At 54.5% G+C, this 24,992-nt stretch carries 16 protein-coding genes; 11 read left to right on the forward strand and 5 right to left on the reverse strand.

Annotated elements, in window-relative coordinates; all coding sequences use genetic code 11:
- The first annotated feature begins 8 nt into the window (after positions 1-8).
- The 5 genes from glgB to glgP are packed head-to-tail and all read left to right on the forward strand — an operon-like array spanning position 9 to position 9,378.
- Positions 9-2,192, forward strand: a complete 2,184-nt coding sequence (glgB, locus tag OGY68_RS04515; protein WP_057067163.1) for a 1,4-alpha-glucan branching enzyme — start codon at positions 9-11, stop codon at positions 2,190-2,192.
- On the forward strand, positions 2,192-4,168 hold the full coding sequence (gene glgX, locus OGY68_RS04520; RefSeq protein ID WP_286580175.1) for a glycogen debranching protein GlgX: 1,977 nt from the start codon (positions 2,192-2,194) through the stop codon (positions 4,166-4,168). Before glgB ends, glgX begins: the two co-directional genes overlap by 1 nt.
- A gap of 14 nt (positions 4,169-4,182) precedes the next feature.
- Positions 4,183-5,478 carry a glucose-1-phosphate adenylyltransferase gene (gene glgC, locus OGY68_RS04525; protein ID WP_057067161.1) on the forward strand — a complete coding sequence of 432 codons (1,296 nt, stop codon included), beginning with the start codon at positions 4,183-4,185 and terminating at the stop codon, positions 5,476-5,478.
- The gene (glgA, locus tag OGY68_RS04530) at positions 5,478-6,911 is read left to right on the forward strand and encodes a glycogen synthase GlgA (RefSeq protein ID WP_003827622.1); all 1,434 of its coding nucleotides are present in this window, start codon (positions 5,478-5,480) and stop codon (positions 6,909-6,911) included. The genes glgC and glgA overlap by 1 nt, the downstream gene beginning before the upstream one ends.
- A 19-nt stretch (positions 6,912-6,930) precedes the next feature.
- Positions 6,931-9,378: a glycogen phosphorylase gene (glgP, locus tag OGY68_RS04535; protein ID WP_043018590.1), complete on the forward strand. Its 2,448-nt coding sequence runs from the start codon at positions 6,931-6,933 to the stop codon at positions 9,376-9,378.
- 90 nt (positions 9,379-9,468) lie between these two features.
- Here the strand turns inward: glgP and glpD are convergent, their stop codons facing one another.
- Positions 9,469-10,977: a glycerol-3-phosphate dehydrogenase gene (gene glpD, locus OGY68_RS04540; protein ID WP_008786343.1), complete on the reverse strand. Its 1,509-nt coding sequence runs from the start codon at positions 10,975-10,977 to the stop codon at positions 9,469-9,471.
- A gap of 198 nt (positions 10,978-11,175) precedes the next feature.
- On the opposite strand from glpD, the gene glpE reads away from it, so the two are divergent.
- The 3 genes from glpE (at position 11,176) to OGY68_RS04555 (ending at position 13,215) form a co-directional block, all read left to right on the forward strand.
- Positions 11,176-11,502, forward strand: coding sequence for a thiosulfate sulfurtransferase GlpE (glpE, locus tag OGY68_RS04545; protein ID WP_003827629.1), 327 nt, complete (start codon positions 11,176-11,178; stop codon positions 11,500-11,502).
- Between the two features lie 75 nt (positions 11,503-11,577).
- The gene (gene glpG, locus OGY68_RS04550) at positions 11,578-12,411 is read left to right on the forward strand and encodes a rhomboid family intramembrane serine protease GlpG (protein WP_032945236.1); all 834 of its coding nucleotides are present in this window, start codon (positions 11,578-11,580) and stop codon (positions 12,409-12,411) included.
- A gap of 45 nt (positions 12,412-12,456) precedes the next feature.
- Positions 12,457-13,215 (forward strand): DeoR/GlpR family transcriptional regulator, encoded by a 759-nt coding sequence (locus OGY68_RS04555; RefSeq protein WP_003023499.1) that lies wholly within the window; start codon positions 12,457-12,459, stop codon positions 13,213-13,215.
- 41 nt (positions 13,216-13,256) lie between these two features.
- Here OGY68_RS04555 and malT read toward each other — a convergent pair whose 3' ends face one another.
- Positions 13,257-15,962 (reverse strand): HTH-type transcriptional regulator MalT, encoded by a 2,706-nt coding sequence (gene malT / locus OGY68_RS04560; RefSeq protein WP_008786340.1) that lies wholly within the window; start codon positions 15,960-15,962, stop codon positions 13,257-13,259.
- A 618-nt stretch (positions 15,963-16,580) separates the two neighbouring features.
- Here malT and malP point away from each other — a divergent pair.
- Positions 16,581-18,974, forward strand: coding sequence for a maltodextrin phosphorylase (malP, locus tag OGY68_RS04565; RefSeq protein WP_057067160.1), 2,394 nt, complete (start codon positions 16,581-16,583; stop codon positions 18,972-18,974).
- A gap of 9 nt (positions 18,975-18,983) precedes the next feature.
- Positions 18,984-21,071 (forward strand): 4-alpha-glucanotransferase, encoded by a 2,088-nt coding sequence (gene malQ, locus OGY68_RS04570; protein WP_057067159.1) that lies wholly within the window; start codon positions 18,984-18,986, stop codon positions 21,069-21,071.
- An 87-nt stretch (positions 21,072-21,158) separates the two neighbouring features.
- Here the strand turns inward: malQ and gntT are convergent, their stop codons facing one another.
- The 3 genes from gntT to gntX form a co-directional block, all read right to left on the reverse strand.
- Positions 21,159-22,475, reverse strand: a complete 1,317-nt coding sequence (gene gntT, locus OGY68_RS04575; protein WP_003023507.1) for a gluconate transporter — start codon at positions 22,473-22,475, stop codon at positions 21,159-21,161.
- Positions 22,476-22,844: 369 nt separating this feature from the next.
- On the reverse strand, positions 22,845-23,420 hold the full coding sequence (nfuA, locus tag OGY68_RS04580) for a Fe-S biogenesis protein NfuA (protein WP_003023509.1): 576 nt from the start codon (positions 23,418-23,420) through the stop codon (positions 22,845-22,847).
- 58 nt (positions 23,421-23,478) lie between these two features.
- Positions 23,479-24,162 (reverse strand): DNA utilization protein GntX, encoded by a 684-nt coding sequence (gene gntX, locus OGY68_RS04585; protein WP_008786337.1) that lies wholly within the window; start codon positions 24,160-24,162, stop codon positions 23,479-23,481.
- A gap of 37 nt (positions 24,163-24,199) precedes the next feature.
- Here gntX and bioH point away from each other — a divergent pair, with 37 nt between their 5' ends.
- Positions 24,200-24,970 carry a pimeloyl-ACP methyl ester esterase BioH gene (gene bioH, locus OGY68_RS04590; RefSeq protein WP_057067158.1) on the forward strand — a complete coding sequence of 257 codons (771 nt, stop codon included), beginning with the start codon at positions 24,200-24,202 and terminating at the stop codon, positions 24,968-24,970.
- Positions 24,971-24,992: the final 22 nt, after the last annotated feature.

A 24,992-nucleotide genomic window follows, 5' to 3' on the forward strand; every position in this document is an offset into this window, starting at 1 on the left:
TGACAACCATGTCCGTTCGTATCGATAGAGACGTGATTAATGCGCTAATTGCAGGCCATTTTGCGGATCCTTTTTCCGTACTCGGTATGCACCAAACTGATGCTGGACTTGAAGTCCGCGCCCTATTACCTGACGCCACCGAAGTGTGGGTGATCGAACCCAAAACCGGACGCAAAGTCGGCAAGCTGGATTGCCTCGACTCTCGCGGTTTTTTCTGTGCAGTACTTCCCCGCCGTAAAAATTTCTTTCGCTATCAGTTGGCCGTTGTCTGGCATGGACAGCAGAATCTGATTGATGACCCTTATCGTTTTGGTCCGCTGATCCAGGATATGGATGCCTGGCTGTTATCTGAAGGTACGCACCTGCGACCTTACGAAACGCTGGGTGCGCATGCGGATACCATGGATGGCGTAACCGGTACGCGCTTCTCAGTCTGGGCGCCTAACGCTCAACGCGTGTCAGTGGTTGGGCAGTTCAACTACTGGGATGGCCGTCGCCACCCAATGCGCCTGCGCAAAGAAAGCGGTATCTGGGAGCTGTTTATCCCCGGCGCGCAGCATGGTCAGCTGTATAAATACGAGATGATCGATGCCAACGGTAAGCTGCGAATCAAAGCGGACCCTTACGCCTTCGAAGCGCAAATGCGTCCGGAAACCGCGTCGCTTATCTGTGGTCTGCCGGAAAAAGTAGTGCAAAGCGAGGCGCGCAAAAAAGCCAACCAGTTTGATGCACCGATCTCTATCTATGAAGTTCACCTGGGGTCATGGCGTCGTCATACCGATAACAACTTCTGGCTGAGCTACCGCGAGCTGGCGGATCAGTTGGTGCCGTACGCCAAATGGATGGGCTTTACCCACCTCGAACTGTTGCCGATTAACGAGCATCCGTTCGACGGTAGCTGGGGCTACCAGCCTACCGGCATGTATGCGCCGACCCGTCGCTTCGGGACGCGCGATGATTTCCGCTATTTCGTGAATGCCGCGCATCATGCGGGGCTGAACGTCATTCTCGACTGGGTGCCGGGTCATTTCCCGTCGGACGACTTTGGTTTGGCAGAGTTTGATGGCACCAACCTGTATGAGCACAGCGACCCGCGCGAAGGATATCACCAGGACTGGAACACGCTGATCTACAACTATGGTCGCCGTGAAGTCAGCAACTACCTAGTGGGTAATGCTCTGTACTGGATTGAACGCTTTGGTATTGACGCGCTGCGCGTGGATGCCGTGGCGTCGATGATTTATCGCGACTACAGCCGCAAAGAAGGGGAATGGATCCCAAACGAATTTGGTGGTCGTGAAAACCTCGAAGCCATTGAATTTTTGCGCAATACCAACCGCATTCTTGGCGAGCAGGTGCCTGGTGCGGTGAGCATGGCGGAAGAGTCGACCGACTTTGCCGGCGTTTCAAGACCACAGGATATGGGCGGTTTAGGGTTTTGGTATAAGTGGAACCTCGGCTGGATGCACGACACGCTGGACTACATGAAGCTGGATCCGATTCATCGTCAGTACCATCACGACAAGCTGACCTTCGGCATGCTGTACAACTACACCGAAAACTTCGTCCTGCCGCTGTCGCATGATGAAGTGGTACACGGTAAAAAATCCATTCTCGATCGCATGCCGGGAGACGCATGGCAGAAGTTTGCCAACCTGCGCGCCTACTACGGCTGGATGTGGGCCTTCCCGGGCAAAAAACTGCTGTTTATGGGCAACGAGTTTGCGCAGGGACGTGAATGGAACCATGACGCCAGCCTCGACTGGCACCTGCTGGAAGGTGGCGATAACTGGCACCACGGCGTACAGCGTCTGGTGCGCGATCTGAACCACACCTACCGTCATCACAAAGCGCTGCACGAGCTCGACTTTGACGCCTATGGTTTTGAATGGCTGGTGGTAGATGACAACGAACGTTCGGTGCTGGCTTTCGTGCGTCGTGACAAGGTCGGCAATGAAATCATCGTGGTCAGCAACTTTACGCCTGTGCCCCGCCACGGCTATCGCTTCGGTATCAATCAGCCAGGCAAATGGCGCGAGATCCTCAATACCGACTCGATGCATTACCACGGTAGCAATACCGGCAACGGCGGTGCGGTGCACAGCGATGAAATCGCCAGCCATGGTCGTCAGCACTCACTGAGCCTCACGTTACCGCCGTTGGCAACGATCTGGCTGGTCAGGGAGGGGTAATGACGCAACTGGCAACCGGCAACGCCACCCCCCATGGTGCAACGTATGACGGCCATGGTGTCAATTTCACACTCTTCTCGGCCCACGCTGAACGCGTTGAATTATGCGTATTCGATGAGCAAGGGTGTGAACTTCGCTATGACCTGCCGGGGCGTAGCGGTGATGTCTGGCATGGCTATCTGGCCAACGCCCGGCCCGGTCTGCGCTATGGCTATCGTGTTCATGGCCCATGGCAACCGCAGCAGGGCCACCGGTTTAATCCGGCCAAGCTGCTGCTTGACCCTTGCGCCCGTCGGGTGGATGGCGAGTTAAAAGATAACCCGCTGCTGCACGGTGGGCTAAATGAACCGGATCATCATGATAATGCCACCATCGCGCTGAAGGGCGTGGTGGTGTCCGATCATTATGACTGGGAGGATGATACCCCGCCGCGCACGCCGTGGGGCAATACCGTGATTTACGAAGCGCATGTCAAAGGGTTGACGTATTTGCATCCTGAGCTGCCGGAAGAGATTCGCGGAACCTACAAAGCGCTGGGCCATCCAGTGATGATCGATTACTTCAAGCGCCTCGGCATTACCGCGCTGGAGCTGCTGCCGGTGGCGCATTTTGCCAGCGAACCACGGCTTCAGCGGCTGGGGCTGTCGAACTATTGGGGCTACAACCCGGTAGCGATGTTCGCGCTGCATCCGGCCTATGCCTGTTCGCCGGAGAGTGCGCTTGATGAGTTTCGCGACGCGGTAAAAGCGCTGCACAAAGCGGGGATTGAGGTCATTCTCGATATCGTTTTGAACCACAGCGCCGAGCTGGATCTCGAAGGCCCCGTCTTCTCGCTGCGCGGAATTGATAACCGTAGCTATTATTGGATCAGGGACGATGGTGATTACTACAACTGGACCGGTTGTGGGAACACCCTCAATCTGAGCCATCCGGGTGTTGTGGAATACGCATGTGAATGCCTGCGCTACTGGGTTGAAACCTGCCATGTGGATGGTTTTCGTTTTGATTTGGCTTCCGTCATGGGGCGTACACCTGCGTTTCGTCAGGATGCGCCACTGTTTACCGCGATCCAAAACTGTCCGCTGCTCTCACGCGTTAAGCTGATTGCGGAACCGTGGGATATTGGTGAAGGCGGGTATCAGGTGGGGAATTTCCCCCCGCCGTTTGCCGAGTGGAATGACCATTTCCGCGATGCGACCCGACGCTTCTGGCTCCAGTGTAATCTCTCGTTGGGTGAGTTTGCCGGGCGTTTTGCCGCATCAAGCGACGTGTTTAAACGCGATGGTCGCAAGCCCAGCGCGACGGTCAATCTGGTGACTGCGCACGACGGTTTTACGCTACGCGACTGTGTGTGCTTCACAAATAAGCACAATGAAGCGAATGGTGAGGAAAATCGCGACGGCACTAGCAATAACTACAGCGACAATCATGGTAAAGAAGGATTAGGCGGCACGCTGGACCTGATTGAGCGGCGGCGCGACAGCATTCATGCGCTGTTATCCACGCTGTTGCTCTCCCAGGGGACGCCGATGTTGCTGGCGGGCGATGAGCATGGTCATAGCCAGCACGGCAACAATAACGCTTACTGCCAGGATAACGCCCTGACCTGGCTGGACTGGCAGCAGGCAAACAGCGGACTAACCACATTTACCGCTGCCCTGATCCATCTTCGCCAGCAAATTCCTGCACTAACGGGTGATCGCTGGTGGGAAGAGGGCGATGGCAATGTTCGTTGGCTGAATAAGTACGCACAACCCTTAAGTGCGGATGAGTGGCAAAACGGCCCGAGGCAGATGCAAATCCTGCTTTCAGACCGTTTTCTGATTGCAATAAATGCCACGCTTGAGGTGACAGATATCGTTTTACCTGAAGGGGAATGGTGCGCCGTTCCCCCATTTGCCGGAGAGGATAATCCGGTGCTTACGGCTGTCTGGCAGGGACCTGCGCACGGACTGTGTGTGTTCCAGAGAAGATAAAAAAGGAGTTAGTCATGGTGAGTTTAGAGAAGAACGATCGTGTAATGTTGGCGCGCCAGCTGCCATTAAAATCTGTTGCCCTGATCCTGGCCGGTGGCCGCGGTACCCGCTTAAAAGATTTAACCAACAAACGTGCCAAACCTGCTGTGCACTTTGGCGGTAAGTTCCGCATTATCGATTTTGCCTTATCCAACTGTATTAACTCCGGGATCCGCCGTATTGGCGTGATCACCCAGTACCAGTCCCACACGCTGGTGCAGCATATTCAGCGCGGCTGGTCGTTCTTTAGCGAAGAGATGAACGAGTTTGTCGATCTGCTGCCTGCCCAGCAGAGAATGCAGGGTGAAAACTGGTATCGCGGTACGGCGGATGCGGTGACCCAAAACCTGGACATCATTCGACGCTATAAAGCGGAATATGTGGTGATCCTCGCGGGCGATCATATCTACAAGCAGGACTACTCACGCATGCTGATCGACCACGTCGAGAAAGGCGCGCGTTGCACCGTGGCCTGTATGCCAGTGCCTATTGAAGAGGCCAGCGCGTTTGGCGTAATGGACGTGGACGACACCGATAAAATTATCGAGTTCGTTGAAAAACCCGCCAACCCGCCAGCCATGCCAGGTGACCCGACCAAATCTCTTGCCAGTATGGGGATCTACGTTTTCAACGCCGATTACCTGTATGAATTGCTGGCGGAAGATGACCTCGATGAAAACTCCAGTCACGATTTCGGTAAAGACATTATCCCGAAAATCACCGAAGCTGGCATGGCGTATGCACACCCATTCCCGTTGTCCTGCGTGCAGTCTGACCCGGAATCCGAGCCGTACTGGCGTGACGTGGGTACGCTGGAAGCCTACTGGAAGGCGAACCTCGATCTGGCTTCGGTGACGCCTGAACTGGACATGTACGACCAGGATTGGCCAATCCGTACGCACATGGAATCGCTGCCACCGGCGAAATTTGTTCAGGACCGTTCCGGCAGCCACGGAATGACGCTGAACTCGCTGGTTTCTGGCGGATGCATAATTTCAGGTTCGGTGGTGGTGCAGTCCGTTCTGTTCCCGCGAGTGCGGGTGAATTCATTCTGTAACATTGATTCGGCAGTGTTGTTACCTGAAGTGTGGGTGGGACGTTCGTGCCGCTTACGTCGTTGCATTATCGACCGCGCCTGCATTATTCCCGAAGGCATGGTGATTGGTGAAAACGCGGAAGAAGATGCGCGTCGTTTCTACCGTTCAGAGGAAGGTATTGTGCTGGTCACGCGTGAAATGCTACGCAAACTGCAGATCAAACAGGAGCGATAATGCAGGTTTTACACGTTTGTTCAGAGATGTTCCCCCTATTAAAAACCGGGGGACTGGCGGATGTTATTGGGGCGTTACCCGCAGCGCAAATAGCGGACGGCGTGGATGCCCGCGTGCTGCTCCCGGCGTTTCCTGATATTCGTCGCGGCATTCCCGATGCGCAGGTTGTAACGCGTCGGGATACCTTCGCCGGACGTATCACGCTGCTGTTCGGGCATTTCAACGGCGTGGGTATTTACCTGATTGACGCGCCGCATCTCTATGACCGCCCCGGTAGCCCGTATCACGACACTAACCTGTTTGCGTATACCGATAACGTGCAGCGTTTTGCATTGCTGGGCTGGGTTGGCTGTGAAATGGCCTGTGGCCTTGACCCATTCTGGCGCCCGGATGTGGTGCATGCGCACGACTGGCATGCGGGTCTGGCTCCGGCGTATCTGGCGGCGCGCGGCCATCCGGCGAAATCGGTATTCACCGTCCACAACCTGGCGTATCAAGGCATGTTTTATGCAAAGCATATGGATGACATCCAATTGCCATGGTCGTTCTTTAATGTGCACGGACTGGAGTTTAACGGGCAGATTTCGTTTCTGAAGGCAGGGTTGTACTACGCCGACCACATTACGGCGGTCAGTCCGACCTACGCGCGGGAAATTACCGAGCCGCAGTTTGCCTACGGGATGGAAGGTCTGTTGCAGCAGCGTCATCGTGAAGGCCGTCTTTCCGGCGTGCTGAACGGCGTTGATGAAAAAATCTGGAGCCCGGAAACCGATCTCCTGCTGGCATCGCGATATACGCGCGACACGCTGGAGGAGAAGGCAGAAAACAAACGTCAGCTTCAGATAGCGATGGGACTTAAGGTCAACGATAAAGTACCGCTGTTTGCCGTGGTGAGCCGTCTGACCAGTCAAAAAGGGCTGGATCTGGTGCTGGAAGCGCTGCCGGGGTTGTTAGAGCAGGGTGGACAGCTGGCATTGTTAGGCGCGGGTGATCCGGTATTACAGGAAGGATTCCTCGCCGCAGCGGCGGAACATCCAGGACAGGTGGGTGTGCAGATCGGCTATCACGAAGCCTTCTCGCACCGCATCATGGGTGGGGCCGATGTGATATTGGTTCCCAGCCGTTTTGAGCCGTGTGGCTTAACGCAGTTGTATGGACTGAAGTACGGCACGCTGCCGCTGGTGCGGCGCACCGGTGGGCTGGCTGATACAGTCTCTGACAGTTCGCTGGAAAACCTGGCGGACGGTATCGCCAGTGGGTTTGTATTTGAAGATAGTAATGCCTGGTCGCTGTTACGCGCGATCCGGCGTGCTTTCGTATTGTGGTCCCGGCCTTCGCTTTGGCGGTTTGTACAACGTCAGGCCATGACCATGGATTTTAGCTGGCAAGTCGCGGCGAAGTCATACCGTGAGCTTTACTATCGCTTGAAATAGATATCCAGGAATCACCTATATGAATGCTCCATTTACTTATGCATCGCCCACACTCAGCGTAGAGGCACTTAAGCATTCTATTGCCTATAAGCTGATGTTCACGATTGGTAAGGACCCGGTCATTGCCAATAAACATGAGTGGCTGAACGCCACGTTGTTCGCGGTGCGCGACCGTCTCGTGGAGCGCTGGCTGCGTTCTAACCGTGCGCAATTATCTCAGGAAACTCGTCAGGTCTATTACTTGTCTATGGAGTTTCTGATTGGCCGCACGCTTTCCAATGCACTGTTATCGCTGGGCATTTATGACGATGTCAAAAATGCGCTGGAAGGTATGGGGTTGGATCTTGAAGATCTGATCGACGAAGAAAACGACCCAGGTCTTGGCAATGGCGGTCTCGGGCGCCTGGCGGCCTGCTTCCTGGACTCTCTGGCAACGCTGGGATTGCCGGGACGCGGTTACGGTATTCGTTATGACTACGGCATGTTCAAGCAGAACATTGTTGATGGCCGCCAGAAAGAGTCGCCTGACTACTGGCTGGAATACGGTAACCCGTGGGAATTCAAACGCCACAACACGCGCTACAAAGTGCGTTTTGGCGGTCGCATTCAGCAGGAAGGCAAGAAAACGCGCTGGATAGAAACCGAAGAGATCCTCGCGGTCGCCTACGACCAGATTATCCCCGGCTACGACACCGACGCCACCAACACGCTGCGCCTGTGGAATGCCCAGGCCAGTAGCGAGATTAATCTCGGTAAATTTAACCAGGGCGACTACTTTGCGGCGGTGGAAGATAAAAACCACTCCGAGAACGTTTCCCGCGTACTTTACCCAGATGACTCCACCTATTCGGGACGCGAACTACGTTTGCGCCAGGAGTATTTCCTCGTCTCTTCCACGGTGCAGGACATCCTGAGCCGTCATTACCAACTGCACAAAACCTACGACAATCTGGCGGATAAAATCGCCATTCACCTCAACGACACCCATCCGGTGCTGTCGATTCCTGAGCTGATGCGCCTGCTGATCGATGAACACAAGTTCAGTTGGGACGATGCGTTTGAGGTCTGCTGCCAGGTCTTCTCGTATACCAACCACACCCTGATGAGCGAAGCGCTGGAGACATGGCCCGTCGATATGCTGGGCAAAATTCTGCCGCGTCATCTGCAAATCATCTTCGAAATCAATGACTACTTCCTGAAGACGTTGCAGGAACAGTACCCGAACGATACCAGCCTGCTGGGTAGGACGTCGATTATCGATGAATCTAATGGCCGCCGCGTACGTATGGCATGGCTGGCGGTGGTGGTGAGCCACAAGGTTAACGGCGTTTCCGAGCTGCACTCCAACCTGATGGTGCAGTCGCTGTTTGCTGATTTTGCGAAGATTTTCCCGACTCGCTTTTGCAACGTTACCAACGGCGTGACGCCGCGCCGCTGGCTGGCGCTGGCTAACCCGTCGCTCTCTGAAGTGCTGGATGAGAACATTGGCCGCACCTGGCGAACCGATCTCAGCCAGCTCAGCGAGCTTGAGCAGCATTGCGATTACCCGCTGGTAAATCAGGCGGTGCGTCGTGCGAAGCTCGAGAACAAAAAGCGACTGGCCACGCTCATTGCCCAGCAGCTTAACGTGGTGGTGAACCCGAAATCGCTGTTTGATGTGCAGATCAAGCGTATTCACGAATACAAACGCCAGTTGATGAACGTGCTGCATGTGATCACCCGCTACAATCGCATTAAGGCCGATCCTGATGCTGAGTGGGTACCACGTGTGAATATCTTCGCCGGTAAAGCGGCTTCGGCTTATTACATGGCGAAACACATCATTCACCTGATCAACGACGTCGCCAAAGTGATCAACAACGATCCGCAAATTGGCGACAAGCTGAAAGTGGTGTTTATCCCCAACTACAGCGTCAGCCTGGCGCAGGTGATTATTCCTGCCGCCGACCTTTCTGAGCAGATTTCTCTGGCCGGGACCGAAGCCTCCGGTACCAGTAATATGAAATTTGCTCTTAACGGTGCGCTGACCATCGGGACGCTGGACGGTGCCAACGTTGAGATGCTGGAGCATGTGGGCGCAGAAAATATCTTTATCTTTGGTAATACGGCGGAAGAAGTCGAGGCTTTACGCAGCCAGGGCTACAAGCCGCGTGAGTATTACGAGAAAGACGAAGAGCTGCACCAGGTGCTGACGCAGATCGGCAGCGGCGTATTCAGCCCTGAGGAGCCGGGACGCTATCGCGACCTGGTGGATTCGCTGATTAACTTTGGCGACCACTATCAGGTTCTGGCGGATTATCGCAGCTACGTGGATTGCCAGGATAAGGTTGATGAACTGTATCGTCACCCGGAAGAGTGGACCACCAAGTCGATGATTAATATTGCCAACATGGGGTACTTCTCGTCGGACAGGACGATCAAAGAGTACGCCGAAAACATCTGGCATATTGATTCGGTGCGGTTGTAACACACGATGCCGGGGGCGCTTCGCTTGCCCGGCCTACGTTTATGCACTCTTGTAGGCCGGATAAGGCGCTAGCCGCATCCGGCATTTTTATCAGGACGCCAGCGACAGCTGGTGTTTTTCAATGTACTCCGCCAGCCACTGGGTCATACGCGACTGCTGCTCAGCGTTCAGCCACATACCTTCTTTCGTGCGACGCCACAACGCATCTTCCGCACGACGAACCCATTCATGATCGACCAGATATTTCAGTTCGGCCTCATAAAACTCATGGCCAAAGTCTTCACCTAACTCGGCAAGCGAGGTGGCTTCGCCGATAACCCATTCGGTGTTGCTGCCGTAGGTGCGAGAATAATGGCGTGCCAGCGACTCGGTCAGGAACGGGTAGCGGCGGCGCAGTTTGGCCGCGTAATCTTCGCGATCGCCGCCAATGTCACCGCCAGGCAGAATGCACTCTTTCGTCCATGCCGGACCAATTCCCTGATAGTACGATGCCAGTTTTTCCATCGCGTGCTCAGCAAGCTTACGATAGGTGGTCAGCTTACCGCCAAAGACCGACAGCAACGGCGCTTTGCCGTTTTCGTCGTGGATATCCAGCGTGTAATCACGGGTGATCGCCTGCGGTGAGTCAGACTCGTCATCGCACAGCGGACGCACGCCTGAGTAAGTCCAGACGATATCATCACGGCCCAGTTGCTTCTTAAAGTGCGCGTTGTAGACCTTCAGCAGGTAATTGATTTCGCTTTCATCAATTTTCACTGCTTTCGGATCGCCTTTGTATTCAACGTCTGTCGTACCGATGATCGAGAATTCGTCCATCCATGGGATAACAAACACAATACGCTTATCTTCGTTTTGCAGAATATAAGCTTGCTTCTGGGTATGTACGCGCGGCACTACGATGTGGCTGCCTTTAATCAGGCGAATGCCGTACGGTGATGGCAGGTGCATACCGTCGTCGAAGAACTCTTTCACCCACGGACCGGTGGCGTTGACCAGGCCACGCGCCTGCCAGGTGTATTTTTTGCCGGTATCGATATCTTCAGCTTCAACAATCCACAAACCGTTTTCACGGCGAGCAGAAGTGGCGCGAGTGCGGGTTAATACTTCTCCGCCTTTGCGTACGACCATTTGGGCGTTTGCCAAAACCAGTCGCGCATCGTCTACCCAGCAGTCGGAATATTCGAAACCGCGCACAATCTCAGGTTTCATTACGGAATCTGCGCCAAAACGCAAACCGGTAGAACTTGGCAAACTGGTGCGTTTGCCCAGATGATCGTACATAAACAAACCAATGCGGATCATCCACGCCGGACGCAGATGCGGGCGGTGGGGCAGACGAAAACGCATCGGGAAGGCGATATGCGGTGCCATTTTCAACAGCACTTCACGTTCGGCCAGCGCTTCGCTTACCAGACGAAATTCGTAGTGTTCCAGGTAGCGCAGGCCACCGTGGATGAGTTTGGAGCTAGCGGAAGAGGTGGCGCAGGCTAAATCCTGCGCTTCCAGCATCAGCACGGATAAACCGCGTCCAGCGGCATCTGCCGCGATACCGGCACCGTTGATGCCTCCACCTATCACAATCAGATCTTTGGTTTCCATGCTGGCCTCTCGCACTTTCGTTATAGCTCATTAATGTTCGTTATCGAGCATAATAGCAAAGAATCGCGCCATTGGTAACATCGGATAAACAATTTACAGTGATACATATAACATTATGGCGTTTAACTGCCGTCGGGACGTACACTAAGCAGTAACATGTCCGAAAAGCATCACCTGCCATATAAAGAAGAGAGAGCAATGGATCAGTTTGAATGTATTAATGTCGAAGAAGCGCATCAGAAGCTGCATCAGGGGAGCGCGGTGTTGGTGGATATCCGTGATCCGCAAAGCTATGCCATGGGTCATGCCCCGCAGGCGTTTCATCTGACGAACGACACGCTGGGGTCATTTATGCGCGAGCATGATTTCGACACCGCTGTGTTGGTGATGTGTTATCACGGCAACAGCAGTAAAGGCGCGGCGCAATATCTTCTTCAGCAGGGCTATGACGCGGTTTACAGCGTTGATGGCGGCTTCGACGCCTGGCATCGACATTTTCCGGCAGAAGTGGCATACGGTTCGTAAGCTAACAAAGATGCAGCCTGAAACGGGCAGGATATATATACTGTCCTCTTTTGTGTGGAATAAGCGACAGCAACCATGTTGATGATTACCTCTTTTGCTAACCCCCGCGTGGCGCAGGCATTTGTTGATTATATGGCGACACAGGGCGTTATCCTGACGATTCAACAACATCAGCAAACGGATGTCTGGCTGGCGGATGAGTCCCAAGCCGAGCGCGTGCATGCTGAACTGGCGCGATTTCTGGAGAATCCGGGCGATCCGCGCTACCTCGCGGCAAGCTGGCAGTCGGGTCAGACCGACAGCGGTCTGCACTACCAGCGTTATCCGTTCCTGGCCACATTGCGCGAACGCGCAGGCCCGGTAACCTGGTTGGTGATGGCCGCGTGTGTGCTGGTGTTTATCGCGATGAACGTGCTGGGCGACCAGGCGGTGATGCTCTGGCTGGCATGGCCGTTTGACCCTTCGCTGAAATTTGAATTCTGGCGTTATTTCACCCACGCTTTTATGCACTTCTCGCTGATGCATATTCTGTTCAACCTGTTGTGGTGGTGGTATCTCGGCGGTGCGGTTGAAAAGCGTCTGGGCAGTGGAAAACTGATTGTAATTACCGTGATCAGCGCCCTGTTGAGCGGCTATGTTCAGCAGAAATTTAGCGGCCCGTGGTTTGGTGGACTGTCTGGCGTGGTATATGCGCTGATGGGCTACGTGTGGTTGCGCGGCGAGCGCGATCCGCAAAGCGGTATTTTCCTGCAGCGTGGTTTGATTATCTTTGCTTTGATCTGGATTGTTGCCGGCTGGTTTGATCTATTCGGCATGTCGATGGCGAATGGCGCTCATATCGCCGGGTTGGCCGTGGGTCTGGCAATGGCGTTTGCCGATACGATGAATGTGCGGAAACGAACTTTGTAGGCCGGATAAGCGTTAGCGCATCCGGCAAAATTTCAGGGAACACTAATGAAGCAAACACAACGACATGACGCGATCATCGAGCTGGTAAAAAAACAGGGATACGTCAGTACTGAAGAGCTGGTGGAGCATTTCTCCGTCAGCCCGCAGACGATTCGCCGCGATCTTAACGATCTGGCCGATCAGAACATGATTTTGCGCCATCACGGCGGCGCGGCGCTGCCATCCAGCTCGGTCAACACCCCGTGGCATGACCGTAAAGCGACGCAGACGGCGGAAAAAGAGCGCATTGCCCGCAAAGTTGCCACGCAGATCCCGAACGGCTCTACGCTGTTTATTGATATCGGAACCACGCCGGAAGCGGTGGCTCACGCGCTGCTTAATCACAGCAATTTACGCATTGTGACCAACAACCTCAATGTGGCGAACACGCTGATGGCGAAAGAGGATTTCCGCATAATCCTCGCCGGTGGTGAACTGCGTAGCCGCGATGGCGGTATTATGGGCGAAGCGACCCTCGACTTTATTTCCCAGTTCCGTCTGGACTTCGGCATCTTAGGGATCAGCGGCATCGACAGCGATGGTTCTCTGCTGGAGTTTGATTATCACGAAGTTCGTACCAAACGCGCGATCATTGAGAATTCACGGCATGTGATGCTGGTGGTGGACCACTCGAAGTTTGGGCGTAACGCGATGGTGAATATGGGCAGTATCAGCATGGTGGATGCGGTGTATACCGATACGCTGCCGCCTGCTGGTGTGATGCAGGTGATTGCTGACCATCATATCCAGTTAGAGCTGTGCTAAGGTAATTCCAGGCCTGATAAGCGTTGCGTATCAGGCATTAACTAAACGCCGTACCCCATCATCTTCAGCAGCTTCTGCGCATGTTGCACCGCATCCTGGCGATGTGCGACGCCGAGCTTTTGGTACAAATTGCGGATGTGCGTCTTGATGGTCGTTGCCGCGACGGCCAGCTCACCGGCGATCTGCTCGTTGCTGTAGCCTGAATAAATCAGTCCCAGAACCTGCCATTCGCGCTGGGTCAGCGGGCTGGTGCGGATAAGTTCCGGCACTTCCGGGTGAGTAAGCAGACGCTCAACGAACCCTTCATCGAAGTGGGCAAATTTATGGCGGTGATGCTGGTTAATCTCACGCAAAATGCGCTGGGCGCGGTGCTGATCGAGTTCCGGTAAGGTATTGAGCTGAATCAGCTGACGCAGTTGTTGCGCCATGGCCTCGCCTTCGATAACAAAGTGGCTGATAAACCCGGTACGGTTCGCCAGCTGTAGGGCGTCGAGTAACACACGCTGGGCGTCATTTTTGCGCCCTGCCTGCCAGTAGAGCTGATTAAGCAGCAACAGGTTGCGGTTCAGATCGCTCATCAGGCGCAGGTTGCGCGCATTTTCATTCAACTCTTCCAGCACAATCTCAGCCGGTTCAAACTCTCCGAGCAGGATTTGTGCACGAGCGATGTTGCGCCACTGGCTTTGCAGGAAGTGGTTATTGGCGAATTCTGGTTTCGGCGTGTGGCGCAGCCAGTTGGCGGCCGAGTTTTTGTCGCCCACCATTTGCCAGTAAATCACCCGCACCTTATCGGCGTTGGAGATCCAGTCGCTGTGATAGTGACCGTTGCCCAACAGGTTTTCCAGACGGTTGAGCAGGCTGCGAGCGTTATCGAGATCGCCCCGTGCCAGTGAACACTGAACCAGCAGCGCCAGACACTGTAGCTGTTGCTGCGGCTGGAAGGTGGAAAGCAGTTCAATACCGCTACGGGCAGAGGCTTCTGATTCGTCCAGACGCGCCCATGCCCACAGTAGCTGCGCGCGAATACGTACCAGGAATTCGTGCATCGGCAGCTGTTCCAGGTGCTGTTCTTTGATCAGCTGGAACGCTTTTTCCTGAGTTTCCCAGGCGGCCTGTAAAAAGCCCTGGGCAAACAAAATTTCGCTTTGCTGGATAAGACTCCACAGTGCGTAATGCCAGACGTCATGATGGCGGGCCATTTGCTCGGTTTGCTGCATCAACGCCAGAGAGCGCGTGAGATCGCCCTTACAGTGCAGGACTTCGCCGTGCACCGAGGTGGCGACGATACGGCTATAGAACCAGGCGATGGGTAACTCATCCAGCGCCAGTTTCGCCAGACGCTCGGCTTCGTCAGGGTTTCCGTCGTTAATCGCTACCTGCGCCCGCAGGGCGTTGAATTCGGCGTGCAGTGTCGGCTCCATGTCGCCTTTTATTTCCTGCTCAGCACGCGCCAGCAGAGTGTTAACCTCTCCGTAGCGGTGCTGGCTTTGCATCAGCCAGGCCTGGAGCAGAACCAGACGCGGATTTTCCAGCAGGCTTTCCCACGGCAGGGCTTTCAGCGACTCTTCCAGTAACGTCAGCTCGCTATGGTTAAACAGTCCCCACGCATGATTAAGCAGGATATCGCGCAGCATATGGGCGTCGCCGGCCGCCAGCGCGTGGTGGATAGCTTCGCTGGGGAAGCCTTGCGCCATCCAGCTTTCAGCTGCGGCGCGGTGTATTTCGGGCAGTTCGTTCGCCAGCTCCCATTGGCAGCGCTGGCGTAAAAAGCTGCCAAACAGCGGGTGATAGCTGAACCACTCGCCAACGTCATCCATTCGCTGTAGGAATAACCCCTGGCGCTCAATTTCTTCCAGCCGCATCTGGCCGTTTTCTTCCCCGGTAACGCGGACGATTAGCGCATCGTTCATGGAACGCAGAATGGCGCTTTTTAGCAGGAAGTGACGGGTGCCGAGGTCAACGCTGTCCAGCACTTCATCAACCAGATAATCGGACAGATGGCTGGCGTTGATCCCGGCGAGGCGACGTGCCGACTGGTGAGCGGAGTTATTGTTCTGGCGGGCGGAAAGGGCGATCAGTTGTAATGCCGTGGCCCAGCCAGCAACGTCATCGCACATCCGGCTGCTTTCAGCTGCTTCGATGGGGGAGGACAAACGTCGGTCGAAAAATTGTTTGGCTTCCTGATGGTTAAAGGCTAACTGTTGGCTGCCTATCTCCAGCAGCTGGTCGCGTACCCGCAGGTTAGCAATGCCCAATTGCGGCAGGTTACGTGACAGCACGACCAGCGTGAGGTTCTCAGGCTGATGACGCAGGAAGAAACGCATCGCTTCGTGAATGGCCGGATTAGAGATCAGATGATAATCATCTACTACCAGGTAGAGCGGGCGGTGCCACTCGGCCAGTTCGATAAATAGCTGGGCAAACAGTGACGTCAGGCTGGCGTACTGACGTTTTTGCACCATCGCTTCGCTGGTGGTGCAGTGTCCACCGGTTGCCTGTTGGATAGCGGCGATCAGATAACTGGCAAAGCGCTCTTGCTGATTATCGCCCTCATCCAGAGAATACCAGCCTAAATCATTTTTCCCTGCCGCCCATTGTGAAACCAGCGTCGTTTTTCCATAGCCAGCAGGACTTGTTATCAGGGCAAGCCTGAAATTGTTCGCGCCGGAAAGTTTAGCCAACAGGCGCTCACGAACCACCGTATGGTCGAGTCGAACCGGACGACTTAATTTAGACGGAATCAACATAAGTTAGCCACTTCACTGTGTGAAAATAGGGAAGAATGATTTTTTTTGCGCTTCGTAATTAATAGATATAAGGTCGGCCAGATTGGTGTTTTATGCAAGCTAAGCGGACTTTTTGTGTGTCTGATTTTGCACTATGTCACAAATCTATACATCTATTGCAATAAATGCTTTAAAGAGTCGCAACAGGCGTGGCGACTGGATCCGTTGTAATTTTGACTGTGTCGAAAAATCCCTCTCTTTTTATATGGTTACTCAAATAGCTAATGAATATCACCGAATTTTGTGGCCGACTTAAAAGTTTCATGTGAATTATCTTATCTGGCCCAGGTATTTCAGGTTAGAAACTATTTCTCTGTTTACACATTGTTTCCCCACCGTCACCCCACTATTTGATATTGTCGATTTATCCCTTGCTATTAATGCGTCGTCCGTTGGGCGTTATGCGGGATTACGCGAATTTACGGGCGATTACGCTACCTTTAAGTGGCAGCGATCACACTTTTATGCTCATCCCCGCTCCTCCTCCCTCCCTAATCCGTGCCAGGATGAGGAATGTCAACAACGAGCCAGGCAAACTAGCGATAACGTTGTTTTATTACCTAAGGATCTGGAACCCCTATGTCACAGCCTACTTTCAACAAAGATCAATTTCAGGCTGCCCTGACGCGTCAGTGGCAGCGCTTCGGTTTACTGTCGGCTCAAGAAATGACGTCGCGCCAGTGGTGGCAGGCAGTGAGTGGGGCGTTGGCTGAGTTACTCAGCGCCCAGCCTGCGGCAAAACCGGCAAAAAATCAGCGTCACGTTAACTACATCTCAATGGAGTTTTTGATTGGTCGCCTGACCGGCAACAATTTACTCAACCTCGGCTGGTATCAGGCGGTGAGCGATGAGCTGAAAGCGCATGACGTCAACCTGACTGATCTGCTGGAAGAAGAGATCGATCCGGCGTTGGGTAACGGTGGATTGGGACGCCTGGCGGCCTGCTTCCTTGATTCGATGGCGACAGTCGGCCAGTCGGCGACGGGCTATGGCCTCAACTACCAGTACGGCCTGTTCCGTCAGTCGTTTGCCGATGGCCAACAGATGGAAGCCCCGGATGACTGGCATCGTGGCAGCTACCCGTGGTTCCGTCACAACGAGGCGCTGGATGTGCAGGTTGGGATTGGCGGCAAGGTCACCAAAGAAGGGCACTGGGAGCCAGGGTTTACTATCACCGGCCAGGCCTGGGATCTGCCGGTTCTCGGTTACCGTAACGGCGTAGCGCAACCGCTGCGTCTGTGGCAGGCCAGCCATGCGCACCCGTTTAACCTGACCAAATTTAATGACGGCGATTTCCTGCGCGCAGAGCAGCAGGGCATCGACGCTGAAAAACTGACGAAAGTGCTGTACCCGAACGATAACCACACCGCGGGTAAAAAGCTGCGCCTGATGCAGCAGTACTTCCAGTGCGCCTGCTCCGTAGCCGACATTCTGCGCCGCCATCATCTGGCAGGGCGTAAGCTGCACGAACTGGCTGATTACGAAGTCATTCAACTTAACGATACTCACCCGACTATCGCGATCCCTGAACTGCTACGCGTGCTGATTGATGAGCACCAGATGAGCTGGGACGATGCGTGGGCGATTACCAGCAAGACCTTCGCTTACACCAACCACACCCTGATGCCGGAAGCGTTAGAGTGCTGGGATGAGAAACTGGTGAAAGCACTCCTGCCGCGCCACATGCAAATCATCAAAGAGATTAACGACCGCTTTAAGACGTTGGTTGATAAAACCTGGCCGGGTGATGCTGAAGTCTGGGCGAAGCTGGCAGTGGTGCACAATAAACAGGTGCGTATGGCCAACATGTGCGTGGTCAGCGGTTTTGCGGTCAACGGTGTGGCGGCACTGCACTCCGATCTGGTGGTGAAAGATCTGTTCCCGGAATATCACCAGCTCTGGCCGAACAAATTCCATAACGTCACTAACGGGATTACTCCGCGTCGCTGGATTAAGCAATGCAACCCGGCGCTTGCCGCACTGCTGGATAAATCGCTGAAAAAAGAGTGGACTAACGACCTCGACCAGCTGATTAACCTGGAAAAATACGCGGACGATGCGAAGTTCCGTCAGCAGTATCGTGACATCAAGCTGGCGAACAAAGAGCGTCTGGTGAAGTTTATTAAAGCGCGTACCGGTATTGAAATAACGACTAACGCTATCTTTGATATTCAGATTAAACGTCTTCATGAGTACAAACGCCAGCACCTGAATCTGCTGCATATTCTGGCGTTGTACAAAGAAATCCGTGAGAACCCGCAGGCAGATCGCGTGCCGCGCGTATTCCTGTTTGGCGCAAAAGCTGCTCCGGGTTACTACCTGGCGAAAAATATCATCTTCGCCATCAACCAGGTTGCACAAACCATCAATAACGACCCGACAGTCGGCGACAAGCTGAAGGTCGTATTCCTGCCGGATTATTGTGTCTCGGCGGCGGAAATGCTGATCCCGGCGGCGGATATCTCTGAGCAGATTTCAACCGCAGGGAAAGAGGCTTCCGGCACCGGTAACATGAAGCTGGCGCTGAACGGTGCGTTAACCGTAGGTACGCTGGATGGCGCAAACGTCGAAATCGCCGAGAAGGTGGGTGACGAGAATATCTTTATCTTTGGTCATACCGTGGAAGAGGTGAAGGCGCTCAAAGCCAAAGGCTACGACCCGGTGAAATGGCGTAAAAAAGACAAAGTGCTGGATGCTGTCCTGAAAGAGCTGGAAAGCGGGAAATACAGCGATGGCGACAAGCATGCCTTTGACCAGATGCTGCACAGTATCGGCAAGCAGGGCGGCGATCCGTATCTGGTGATGGCGGACTTCGCGGCCTACGTTGAAGCTCAGAAGCAGGTTGACGTGTTGTATCGTGACCAGGACGCCTGGACCCGGGCGGCGATTCTGAATACCGCGCGTTGCGGCATGTTCAGCTCGGATCGCTCCATCCGCGATTATCAGGCTCGTATCTGGCAGGCGAAACGTTAAGGAATCGCGATGGAAAGCAAACGTCTGGATAATGCCGCGCTGGCGGCGGGGATCAGCCCCAATTACATTAATGCCCACGGTAAACCGCAGTCTATTGGCGCCGAAACCAAACGGCGTTTGCTTGACGCCATGCATCGCACCACCGCTGCCACTCAGGTGGCGGTAACCCCGGTGCCGAATGTCATGGTCTATACCGCTGGCAAGAAAATGCCGCTGGCGGTTGAGGGAAATGGAGAGTTTAACTGGCTGCTGACCACCGAAGAGGGCGTGCAGCACAAAGGGCATGCCGTCGGTGGTAAATCTTTTAACCTTCCGGCGAAGCTGCCGGAGGGGTATCACACGTTGACCCTGACCCAGGGCGAGCTGCGTTCCCATTGTCGTATCATCGTGGCACCAAAGCGCTGCTATGAACCGCAGGCGTTGTTAGCCGGGCAGAAGCTGTGGGGCGCATGTGTTCAGCTCTACACCCTGCGATCGGAAAAGAACTGGGGGGTTGGCGATTTCGGCGATCTCCGCACCATGCTGGTGGATGTGGCGCAACGCGGCGGCGCGTTTATCGGGCTTAACCCGATTCACGCGCTGTATCCGGCGAATCCGGAGAGTGCCAGCCCGTACAGCCCGTCGTCACGTCGCTGGTTGAACGTTATTTATATTGATGTAAACGCCGTAGATGATTTCCGTCTGAGTAAAGAGGCGCAGGCGTGGTGGAAGAAACCCGCGACTCAGCAAGCTCTGCAACGCGCCCGCGATGCCGAGTGGGTTGATTATTCTGCTGTTACCGCACTGAAGATGACGGCACTACGTATGGCGTGGAAAAGCTTCTCTGCGCGTGATGATGAGCAGATGGCGGTATTTCGCCAGTTTGTGGCTCAGGAAGGGGATAGCCTCTACTGGCAGGCGGCCTTTGATGCGCTGCATGCGCATCAGGTGAAAGAGGACGCATTGCGCTGGGGCTGGCCGGTGTGGCCAGAAGTTTTCCAGTCAGTGGACTCGCCAGAGGTAAAACGCTTCTGCGAAGAACATCGTGATGACGTAGATTTCTACCTGTGGTTGCAGTGGCTGGCGTATACCCAGTTTGCTGACTGCTGGAAAATCAGCCAGGGCTTTGCAATGCCAATAGGGCTGTATCGCGACCTGGCCGTTGGCGTGGCCGAAGGCGGGGCGGAAACCTGGTGCGACCGCGAGTTGTATTGCCTGAAAGCTTCAGTTGGCGCACCGCCGGATATTCTCGGTCCGCTTGGGCAAAACTGGGGACTGCCGCCGATGGATCCGCACATCATCACGGCACGCGCTTACGAGCCGTTTATCGAACTGCTGCGCGCCAATATGCAGAACTGCGGCGCGTTGCGTATCGACCATGTTATGTCGATGCTGCGTCTGTGGTGGATCCCTTACGGTGAAACAGCCGATCACGGTGCCTACGTGCATTATCCGGTCGATGATCTGCTGTCAATTCTGGCGCTGGAGAGTAAACGTCACCACTGCATGGTGATTGGTGAAGATCTGGGTACCGTGCCGGTGGAGATCGTCAGCAAGCTGCGTGACAGCGGCGTCTACTCCTACAAAGTGCTTTATTTTGAGAATGACCATGAGAAAAACTTCCGTGCGCCGAAAGCGTACCCGGAACAATCAATGGCAGTCGCGGCGACGCATGACCTTCCTACGCTTAAAGGTTATTGGGATAGCGGCGATCTGACGCTAGGTAAAGCACTGGGCCTGTATCCGGATGAAGTCGTGCTGCGCGGGTTGTATCAGGACCGGGAACTGGCGAAACAAGGGCTGCTGGACGCGCTGCACAAATACGGCTGCCTGCCAAAACGTGCCGGTCACAAGGCGTCCCTGATGTCGATGACGCCGATTCTGAATCGCGGCATGCAACGCTACATCGCTGACAGCAACAGTGCGCTGCTGGGCCTGCAACCGGAAGACTGGCTGGATATGGCTGAGCCGGTCAACATTCCGGGGACCAGCGACCAGTACAAAAACTGGCGGCGTAAGCTCACCGCCACGCTGGAACAGATGTTCGCCGATGAAGGCGTGAATAAGCTGATTAAGGATTTGGATAAGCGGCGAAAAGCGGCCGCGAAGAAGAAGTAAAAAAGCCGGGGATTTCCCCGGCTTTTTTATGGTGATGGCTCGTAGCACGTAGGCCTGAAAAGCGTAGCGCCATCAGGCTCAGTTTTATCAGACCACCATACCCAGCAGCAGACACCCTACCAGACCGCAGACGGAGATAATGGTTTCCAACATTGACCATGACTTGATGGTTTCACCGATGGTCAGGTTGAAGTACTCCTTGAACAGCCAGAACCCAGGATCGTTCACGTGGGAGAAGATGACGGAACCGGAACCAACCGCAATAACCATCAGCTCAGGGCTTACGCCGGTCGTTGCAATCAGCGGTGCCACAATCCCACCTGCAGTAATCGCTGCAACGGTTGCGGAACCCAGTGCGATACGCAGTACTGCAGCGATAGACCATGCCATCAGCAGCGGAGAAACGTTAGAGCCGTGCATCATTGAAGCGATGTATTTGTCCACCCCGCTATCAACCAGAACCTGTTTGAAGGCACCGCCACCACCGATGATCAACAGCATCATCGCGATGATTTTGATTGAGGACACCAGCGTGTCGTTAATCTGATCCATCGAACGTCCGCGGTTCAGACCAAAAGTGAACATCGCAATCAGCACTGCAATCAGCGTTGCCATGACCGGGTCACCGAGGAATTCTGCAACCGTCAGGAAAGCATGACCTTTCGGCAGAATCATCTCCGCCACGGCGCGCATTGCCATCAGGATAACCGGGACCAGAGAGGTCCAGACGCTGACGCCAAAGCCTGGCATCTCTTCTTCAGTGAAGGTTTTTGCGCTGTACAGACCTTCCGGGATTGGCTTATCGATGCCTTTCAGGAAACGCGCGTATACCGGACCGGCGAGAATAACGGTCGGGATTGCCAGAATCGTACCAAACAGCAGAGTTTTACCCATGTCTGCGTGGAAAATGGTGGCAATAGCGGTTGGACCCGGGTGCGGCGGCAGGAAGCCGTGAGTAACGGACAGCGCAGCCGCCATCGGCACACCAACGTACAGCAGCGGGATGTTAGCAGCGGCAGCAATGGTGAATACCAGCGGCAGCATCAGCACGAAGCCGACTTCGTAGAACAGAGCAAAACCGACGGTGAATCCGGTTAATACCACTGCCCACTGAATGTGTTTTTTGCCGAATTTAGCAATCAGCGTGGTTGCGATGCGCTGTGCGCCGCCGCAGTCCGCCAGCATTTTGCCCAGCATGGCGCCAAAACCCATAATCAGGGCGAGGCTGCCAAGGGTTCCGCCGACGCCGGCTTTAATCGAACCGATGACTTTATCCAGTGGCATCCCTTGCATCAATCCGACAGCAAGCGCCACCAGGACGAGAGCGATGAAGCCGTTCATTTTGAAACGGATCATCAGGAGGAGTAACAAGATTACACCGATAGCAACGATGACTAATGGCATGATTTACCTGGCCTTTACTTTGTTATGGGTAACGTCAGTGTTTAGATGACAAATTCCGATTGTCCCGACCGGGAACAGAGTATTCTCAGCACCAATGCTGGTTGCCTTCAAAACTAATCAGTTTAACTGGCTATTATGTGTGTATTAGGTGCTGATACGAATGATACGGGTAACATGCTACGCTTGAAAATCACCTGGACAGGCAAAATTTAAAATATGAGAGGCTGGTCAAATTATGCGGGGGATTGTTGCAGGGCACAGGCAGAGAAATGCAGTGTTGTAGGCCGTTACGCTGCCATTCGGCAGCAATGCCCGATAGCGACGCGGGTGCGTCTTATCGGGCCTACGGATACTCTACAGGTTCGGGCGTTAGTAGTAAGAGTGCTCGCCGCGCTGGTGTTCGGTTAAATCGCGAACGCCTTTCAGTTCAGGGAATTCAGCCAGCAGCTGCTTCTCGATACCTTCTTTCAGCGTTACATCTACCATTGAACAGCCGTTACAGCCGCCGCCAAACTGCAGAATGGCGTAGCCTTCATCGGTGATTTCCATCAGAGAGACACGACCACCGTGGCCAGCCAGCTGTGGGTTGATCTGCGATTGCAGCATGTACTCCACGCGTTCCATCAGCGGCGCATCATCGGCAACTTTACGCATTTTGGCGTTTGGTGCTTTCAGGGTCAGCTGGGAGCCTAACTGGTCGGTAACGAAATCGATTTCTGCATCTTCCAGATACGGTGCGCTCAGTTCATCAACATATGCGGTCAGCAGGTCAAATTTAATGGCGGTGTCGGTTGCTTCCACGGCGTCCGGCGGACAATAAGAAACGCCGCATTCAGCGTTAGGCGTGCCGGGATTAATCACAAATACGCGGATTTGTGTCCCTTCTTCCTGATTTGCCAGCAGTTTGGCAAAGTGCGCTTGTGCAGCATCGGAAATATGGATCATAGTAATGGCCTAATAGTTGACTATTTTACTTGGTTATAATACGCCCATCATCGAGGCTCTACAAGGTTCGACACAGGCACCATACCTGGACAGTCGCCGCGCCGTTGCGTAAAAGCAGCTGCGCGATTTCCGCGACGGTACTTCCGGTAGTGACGACATCATCCACAATAACCATATGGAGTCCCTGCACCGGCAATTCAAGGCGAAAGGCATTTTTCAGATTACGTTTACGTAATCGGGCGCTGAGATGGTGCTGTGTGGCGGTTGCCCGAACCCGCGAGATGGTCCGGCTGTCCCAGTCGCAACCCAGCCAGCGTGCCAGCGGACGGCACAGTAAATCGCTCTGATTAAACCCTCTGCGCCAGTGTCGACGTTGCCAGAGCGGGACGCTGACCAGCCTGTCCGGTAGAGGAAGGCCGCTGGTGCGCCGGGCCTGTAGTACCTCCAGCAACAACAAACGTGAAAGAGCGGAGGCTGTTTCGCTGCGTCGTGAAAACTTGAGCTGGTGGATAAGCCCGCTCAACGGCGGAACATAGTCGCTGACGGTAACCAGTCTCTGCCACGGCGGCGGTTTTTGCAGGCAGCGCCCACAGGGAATGACGGTATGAGCGGCAGGGAGTCCACATTGAGGGCACAGGCTGGCGTGTTGACGCGTTGCCCGCGTACAGACTGAGCAGATCCCCCAATGCCCTAACGTCAGGGGCATTCGGCATAGCCAGCACAATCCCGGTACTGTTAGCATAGATGCATCCTTTCAGGCTAAAAGAGAACAATAACTGATGAATGACATCTGGTGGCAGACCCAGGGTTCGGGAAATTACCATCTTGTGCTGCTGCACGGATGGGGACTGAATGCGCAAGTGTGGCATTGCATAAGCGAGGAACTGAGTTCGCATTTTACGCTGCATCTTGTCGACTTACCGGGATTTGGTCGTAGCCAGGGTTTCGGTGCAATGTCACTGGAAGAGATGGCTGAGCGGGTATTGAAACAGGCACCGGAGAAAGCTATCTGGCTCGGCTGGAGTCTGGGCGGGCTGGTCGCGAGTCAGGTGGCGTTAACGCATCCTGAGCGTGTTCAGGCGCTGGTGACCGTCGCGTCTTCTCCTTGCTTTAGCGCGCGGGATGAGTGGCCGGGAATCAAGCCAGAGGTGCTGGCAGGCTTCCAGCAGCAGCTGAGCGAAGATTTCCAGCGTACGGTGGAGCGTTTTCTGGCATTGCAAACGATGGGCACAGAAACTGCGCGTCAGGATGCGCGAGCGCTGAAGAAAACGGTACTGGCTTTACCCATGCCGGACGTCGAGGTGCTCAATGGTGGGCTGGAGATCCTGAAAACGGTCGATCTGCGAGAACCGCTGTGCGCGGTGGAAATGCCTTTCCTGCGGTTGTACGGCTATCTTGACGGGCTGGTGCCGCGCAAAGTCGTCCCGATGCTGGATGCCCTGTGGCCGCAGAGCGAGTCTTTGGTGTTTGCCAAAGCGGCGCATGCGCCGTTTATCTCGCATCCCGCTGAATTCTGTGCAGCGCTTGTGGCGTTAAAACAGAAACTATAAATTTGATGTGTTGCCCGGTGGT

Source organism: Citrobacter sp. Cpo065, from assembly GCF_030332805.1.
GTDB classification, from domain to species: Bacteria; Pseudomonadota; Gammaproteobacteria; order Enterobacterales; family Enterobacteriaceae; genus Citrobacter; species Citrobacter portucalensis.

Coding starts and splice junctions, on each gene's coding strand:
- glgX (WP_286580175.1), top strand. CDS start 2,192: ATGACGCAACTGGCAACCGGCAACGCCACCCCCCATGGTGCAACGTAT.
- malQ (WP_057067159.1), top strand. CDS start 18,984: ATGGAAAGCAAACGTCTGGATAATGCCGCGCTGGCGGCGGGGATCAGC.
- glgC (WP_057067161.1), top strand. CDS start 4,183: ATGGTGAGTTTAGAGAAGAACGATCGTGTAATGTTGGCGCGCCAGCTG.
- glpD (WP_008786343.1), bottom strand. CDS start 10,977: ATGGAAACCAAAGATCTGATTGTGATAGGTGGAGGCATCAACGGTGCC.
- gntT (WP_003023507.1), bottom strand. CDS start 22,475: ATGCCATTAGTCATCGTTGCTATCGGTGTAATCTTGTTACTCCTCCTG.
- glgP (WP_043018590.1), top strand. CDS start 6,931: ATGAATGCTCCATTTACTTATGCATCGCCCACACTCAGCGTAGAGGCA.
- glpG (WP_032945236.1), top strand. CDS start 11,578: ATGTTGATGATTACCTCTTTTGCTAACCCCCGCGTGGCGCAGGCATTT.
- glpE (WP_003827629.1), top strand. CDS start 11,176: ATGGATCAGTTTGAATGTATTAATGTCGAAGAAGCGCATCAGAAGCTG.
- malP (WP_057067160.1), top strand. CDS start 16,581: ATGTCACAGCCTACTTTCAACAAAGATCAATTTCAGGCTGCCCTGACG.
- gntX (WP_008786337.1), bottom strand. CDS start 24,162: ATGCTAACAGTACCGGGATTGTGCTGGCTATGCCGAATGCCCCTGACG.
- glgA (WP_003827622.1), top strand. CDS start 5,478: ATGCAGGTTTTACACGTTTGTTCAGAGATGTTCCCCCTATTAAAAACC.
- bioH (WP_057067158.1), top strand. CDS start 24,200: ATGAATGACATCTGGTGGCAGACCCAGGGTTCGGGAAATTACCATCTT.
- OGY68_RS04555 (WP_003023499.1), top strand. CDS start 12,457: ATGAAGCAAACACAACGACATGACGCGATCATCGAGCTGGTAAAAAAA.
- nfuA (WP_003023509.1), bottom strand. CDS start 23,420: ATGATCCATATTTCCGATGCTGCACAAGCGCACTTTGCCAAACTGCTG.
- malT (WP_008786340.1), bottom strand. CDS start 15,962: ATGTTGATTCCGTCTAAATTAAGTCGTCCGGTTCGACTCGACCATACG.
- glgB (WP_057067163.1), top strand. CDS start 9: ATGTCCGTTCGTATCGATAGAGACGTGATTAATGCGCTAATTGCAGGC.